This is a genomic window from Solemya elarraichensis gill symbiont, assembly GCF_002021095.1.
Taxonomy (GTDB): Bacteria; Pseudomonadota; Gammaproteobacteria; order Chromatiales; family Chromatiaceae.
In genome coordinates this window covers 1-5,157 of sequence record NZ_MPRK01000130.1, presented here as the reverse complement: position 1 = coordinate 5,157, position 5,157 = coordinate 1, and the positions used below count along the sequence as shown (strand labels likewise).

7 protein-coding genes are annotated in these 5,157 nt (G+C 53.1%); all 7 read left to right on the top strand.

Annotated features, from left to right (window positions below; all coding sequences use genetic code 11):
• A partial coding sequence (locus BOW51_RS07380) for a glutamine amidotransferase-related protein (RefSeq protein ID WP_078477121.1) occupies positions 1-668 on the top strand: 668 nt, incomplete at its 5' end.
• Positions 665-1,498, top strand: coding sequence for a 3-deoxy-8-phosphooctulonate synthase (gene kdsA, locus BOW51_RS07375; protein ID WP_078477120.1), 834 nt, complete (start codon positions 665-667; stop codon positions 1,496-1,498). The genes BOW51_RS07380 and kdsA, both read left to right, overlap by 4 nt.
• A 36-nt stretch (positions 1,499-1,534) precedes the next feature.
• Positions 1,535-2,812, top strand: coding sequence for a phosphopyruvate hydratase (gene eno / locus BOW51_RS07370; protein WP_078477119.1), 1,278 nt, complete (start codon positions 1,535-1,537; stop codon positions 2,810-2,812).
• A gap of 23 nt (positions 2,813-2,835) precedes the next feature.
• Positions 2,836-3,126, top strand: a complete 291-nt coding sequence (locus tag BOW51_RS07365; protein WP_078477118.1) for an FtsB family cell division protein — start codon at positions 2,836-2,838, stop codon at positions 3,124-3,126.
• The gene (ispD, locus tag BOW51_RS07360; protein ID WP_078477117.1) at positions 3,123-3,824 is read left to right on the top strand and encodes a 2-C-methyl-D-erythritol 4-phosphate cytidylyltransferase; all 702 of its coding nucleotides are present in this window, start codon (positions 3,123-3,125) and stop codon (positions 3,822-3,824) included. The genes BOW51_RS07365 and ispD overlap by 4 nt, the downstream gene beginning before the upstream one ends.
• On the top strand, positions 3,824-4,297 hold the full coding sequence (ispF, locus tag BOW51_RS07355; protein WP_078477116.1) for a 2-C-methyl-D-erythritol 2,4-cyclodiphosphate synthase: 474 nt from the start codon (positions 3,824-3,826) through the stop codon (positions 4,295-4,297). The genes ispD and ispF overlap by 1 nt, the downstream gene beginning before the upstream one ends.
• The coding region (gene truD / locus BOW51_RS07350) for a tRNA pseudouridine(13) synthase TruD (protein ID WP_078477115.1) at positions 4,297-5,157 on the top strand (861 nt) is incomplete at its 3' end. The genes ispF and truD, both read left to right, overlap by 1 nt.

The window sequence follows — 5,157 nt, the reverse complement described above, 5'->3', positions numbered from 1 at the left end:
ACATTCACTACGTTGACTCGGAGGCTATCGAGGAAAACAGTGGCGAGCTATTGAAGGGAATGGATGCCATCCTCGTTCCCGGTGGTTTTGGTACGCGGGGCGTCGAAGGCAAGATCGAGGCAGTCAGGTATGCACGTGAAAACAGAATTCCCTACCTGGGCATTTGTCTTGGCATGCAGGTCGCTGTAATCGAATACGCACGGCATGTCGCATCGCTTGAAGGCGCGCACAGCACAGAATTTAACAAGCAAACACCTCACCCGGTGATTGCACTGATCACCGAATGGCTCAATGCCGATGGCAAAACCGAGCAGCGTGATGAGTCGGCAGACATGGGCGGCACCATGCGACTTGGCGGGCAGGAGTGCAAGCTGATTGACAACACGCATGCCAGAAATGCCTACGGTGAAAGTTCGATTGTTGAGCGTCATCGTCATCGCTACGAGTTCAACAACGGTTATCGTGATCAACTGGTCGACGCGGGCCTGACGATTGCCGGTACCTCCGTGGACGGGGAGCTGGTCGAGATCGTCGAAGTCAGCGACCACCCGTGGTTTATCGCTTGCCAGTTCCACCCCGAATTTACCTCTACACCGCGTGCTGGCCATCCGCTCTTTACCAGTTATATCGAGGCCGCAATCAAGCACAAACAGGAATCAGATGCATGAAACTCTGTCACTTTGAAGCCGGACTCGATCAACCCCTGTTCCTGATAGCAGGCACCTGTGTTATTGAGGGTGAACAGTCAGCGCTGGACGTTGCCGGAAAGCTAAAGGAAATTACGGAAATGCTTGGTATCTCATTGATTTATAAGTCATCATTCGACAAGGCCAACCGTTCTTCTCATGCCAGTCTGCGCGGGCCCGGACTTGAAGAGGGCCTGCGTATCCTCTCCGAGGTCAAACAGCAGCTTGGTCTGCCGGTCATCACCGACGTGCATGAAGATACGCCACTTGACGAGGTTGCCTCGGTAGTCGATGTCATGCAGACGCCGGCTTTTTTGTGCCGCCAGACCAATTTTATCCAGAGTGTTGCGCGCCAGGGCATTCCGGTCAATATCAAGAAAGGACAGTTTCTCGCACCTTGGGACATGAAAAACGTCGTCGACAAGGCCAAGGCCGTCGGCAACGACAGCATCATGGTATGCGACCGCGGTGTCTCATTCGGTTATAACAACCTGGTCTCCGACATGCGCGGACTTGCGGTGATGCGCGAAACCGGTTGCCCGGTGGTTTTTGATGCGACACACTCGGTGCAGTTACCAGGCGGACAGGGGAGTTGTTCAGGCGGACAGAGAGAGCATGTGCCAGTATTGGCACGCGCCGCAGTCGCAGCCGGTGTATCCGGACTCTTCATGGAGACGCACCCAAACCCTGATGAGGCGCACAGTGACGGACCCAACTCCTGGCCACTGAGCAGAATGGAAGAGTTGCTCGAGACCCTGCTGAATATAGATTCAGTGGTTAAGCAGCATGGTTTTATCGAAACCGGGCTATAATTTTTTAACTTTATAAATCAAGGTAATAGGCAAAACATGTCAGAAATTATCGATATCCGCGGTCGGGAAATCCTCGACTCACGTGGCAACCCAACAGTTGAGGCCGACGTCATTACTGCCGATGGTGCAGTCGGACGCGCCGTGGCCCCGTCAGGCGCATCTACCGGATCCCGCGAAGCGCTGGAACTGCGTGATGGTGACAAGAGCCGCTATCTCGGCAAGGGCGTGCTGACAGCCGTTGAAAATATTAATGAAACGATCGCTGATTCAGTCGCAGGTATGGACGTACTCGACCAGGCAGCACTTGATGCAGCGATGATCGAGCTTGATGGTACAGAGAACAAGTCAAAGCTGGGTGCTAACGCAATTCTTGCAGTCTCACTGGCAGCTGCACATGCAGCAGCTCAGGAGAAACAGCTGCCACTCTACAAGTCACTTTCAGATGGTCCTTACCGCATGCCAGTCCCCATGATGAATATCATCAATGGTGGTGAACATGCCGATAACAGTGTCGATTTTCAGGAATTCATGATCCTGCCCGTCGGTGCCGATTCAATCCGCGAGGCTGTTCGTTACGGTGCAGAAGTATTCCATTCGCTGAAAAGCGTTCTATCCAGCAAAGGTATGAATACAGCTGTCGGCGATGAGGGTGGATTTGCACCTGACCTGCCTTCGAATGTCGCAGCGATCGATATTATTCTCGAGGCAATCGACAAGGCAGGCTTCAAGGCCGGTGATGATATCTACCTCGGACTTGATGTAGCCAGCTCGGAATTCTACAAAGATGGCGCTTATGTACTTGGCTCTGAAGGCAAGAGCTTCGACTCCGACGGATTCGCAGCCTTCCTTGAAAGCTGGGTTGACCAGTATCCAATTCTTTCGATTGAAGATGGCATGGACGAAGGCGACTGGGATGGCTGGAAAGGCCTGTCTGAGCGTCTCAACGATCGTGTACAGCTGGTTGGTGATGACCTGTTTGTAACCAATCCGAAAATTCTCCAGGAAGGTATCGACAAGCAGATTGCCAACTCCATCCTGATCAAGTTCAACCAGATTGGCACCCTCACAGAAACCCTCGAGGCGATCAATATGGCGCATGCTGCCGGTTATACCTCCGTGGTTTCACACCGCTCGGGTGAGACAGAGGACACCACGATTGCCGATCTCGTTGTTGCAACCAACTCCGGCCAGATCAAGACAGGTTCACTGTCACGCTCTGACCGTATCGCCAAGTACAACCAGCTGATGCGCATCGAGGATGCACTTGGTGACGATGCCGTCTACGCCGGACACCAGGCATTCCGCTGGTTGTGATTAATGGAAATTAGCTGATCTCCATGCGATGGCTGCTTGCCGCGCTCATCCTGCTCCTGATCTACCTGCAGTTTCAACTGTGGGTAGGCAGGGGAAGCCGCGCAGAGATCGCCGCACTGCGGCAGGAGATCGCAACGCAAAAACAGCAAATGCAAGAGTACCAGGAACGTAATGACGCTCTTCATGCAGAGGTGAAAAGCCTCAAGGAAGATCTGGATGCTGTCGAGGAGCGCGCACGTGCCGACCTCGGCATGATTGGCGAGAATGAACTCTTTTTCCAGATTCTCGAATCTTCAGGGGAGAAACAGCAGTGAAGCAGCTATGGGTTGTCGTTCCTGCTGCCGGCATCGGCTCACGCATGCAGAGTGAAACACCGAAACAGTATCTACCACTGTGTGATTCAACTGTAATCGAAAAAACACTCGACATCCTGCTGCAGATTCCCGATCTACAGAAAGCCGTGGTCGCAATTCGTGATGATGACCGCTGGTGGCCGCAAACCTCTATTTCCAAACATCCGCAAGTCATCACGACCGCAGGTGGAAATGAAAGGGCCGACTCCGTTATGGCTGCTCTTGAGTATCTGCTCAACATGGGCGTTGACAGGCAATCCTGGGTGCTGGTTCACGATGCAGCGCGACCATGTATCCGACTTGAGGATATTTGCGAGCTGATCGACAGCTCTCTTTCGCACGGTGATGGCGGCATTCTGGCCTTGCCGGTCCGCGATACCATGAAGCTCTCAAACGATGATTCCCGTATCGAAAAGAGTGTTGACCGCGACCACCTGTGGCACGCACTGACACCACAGATGTTCCGTCTCGGCGAGTTGCACCAGGCGATTCAAACTGCACAGGAAGCAGGTTTTCCTATCACCGATGAAGCCAGCGCGATGGAATTTTCTGGATTTCATCCTAGACTTGTTGAGGGAAAGGGTGACAATATCAAGATCACTCGTCCGGCAGACTTGGCTCTGGCTGACTATTTTCTGATGCACAGAGGAGACTCCTGATGCGTATAGGACACGGATATGACGCACACCGCTTTGGACAGTCACGTCCACTTGTCCTTGGCGGGGTGACAATTCCACATAGAACCGGACTCAAGGCACATTCAGATGGTGATGTACTGATACACGCCCTGTGTGACGCCATGCTGGGTGCAGCAGCCCTTGGTGACATCGGCAAGCACTTTCCCGATAGTGATACGCAGTTCAAAGATGTCGACAGCCGCTTTTTACTCAGAACCATCCAGGAAAACCTGTGCATGAATCATTACTTTGTCAGTAATGCCGATATCACGGTAATCGCACAGGCTCCCAAGCTGGCACCTTATCTGGATTCCATGCGCGAGAAACTTGCAGAAGACCTCGAGATACATACAGACCAGGTGAACATCAAGGCAACAACGACTGAGGGCATGGGCTTTCCCGGCCGCGAAGAAGGCATTGCCTGCCATGCCGTCGTACTTCTGTTGAAAGACTAGTGACTCACTCACCCAGCGAAAAGCCTGGCGACACTCCGGGCGAATCTAAAGCAGAGTCTGCTGCGAAAGAGCCTGCTGTCACTCCTGAACGCCAACAGGCAGATAATTTCTCGGTAAACCAGCTTGCCTGTGCTTATGGCGGCCCGGTCGGTAGCGGCATCCTGCGTTCAACACCTGAAGACTTCTTCGTCGAAGAGCAGCTGTCGTTTGATTTGACAGGCGAGGGTGAACATCTCTTTCTGTTTATCGAAAAACGTGGCGAGAATACGGCTGATGTTGCAGACATGCTGGCAAAGCTTGCAGACGTCAAGCAGATGAATGTCAGTTACGCAGGCCTCAAGGATCGCCACGCGGTGACCCGGCAGTGGTTCTCGATCAGTTTGCCGGGCAAATCCGATCCTGATCTTTCTGCATTGCCAGACACTATTAAAATACTCGACAAAAAACGGAACAACAGAAAGCTGCGCCGTGGTGCGTTACGCGGCAACCGTTTCGAACTGCGCATTCGTGATCTCGATGCTGATGTTGATGCCCTGGTTACACGGCTTGCAGCAATCAAATCCGGCGGTTTCCCCAACTATTTCGGTGAACAGCGCTTCGGTCGCGGTTACGGCAACCTGTCACGCGCAATTCCGGTACTGACCCGCGGCAAGACACGACGCAAGTCAGAAGGCATGAATCTCTCTGCGGTGCGTTCCATGCTTTTCAATCTACTCCTCTCGAAACGTGTCGAACTGGGCCGCTGGTGCAGTCATCCACTTGTCGGTGATGTGATGCAACTGGGAGGCTCCAGCAGTCTTTTCGTGGCCGAATCGATCGATGCCGAGCTTGAGAGAAGGCTGAATGACGCAGAGATCAAC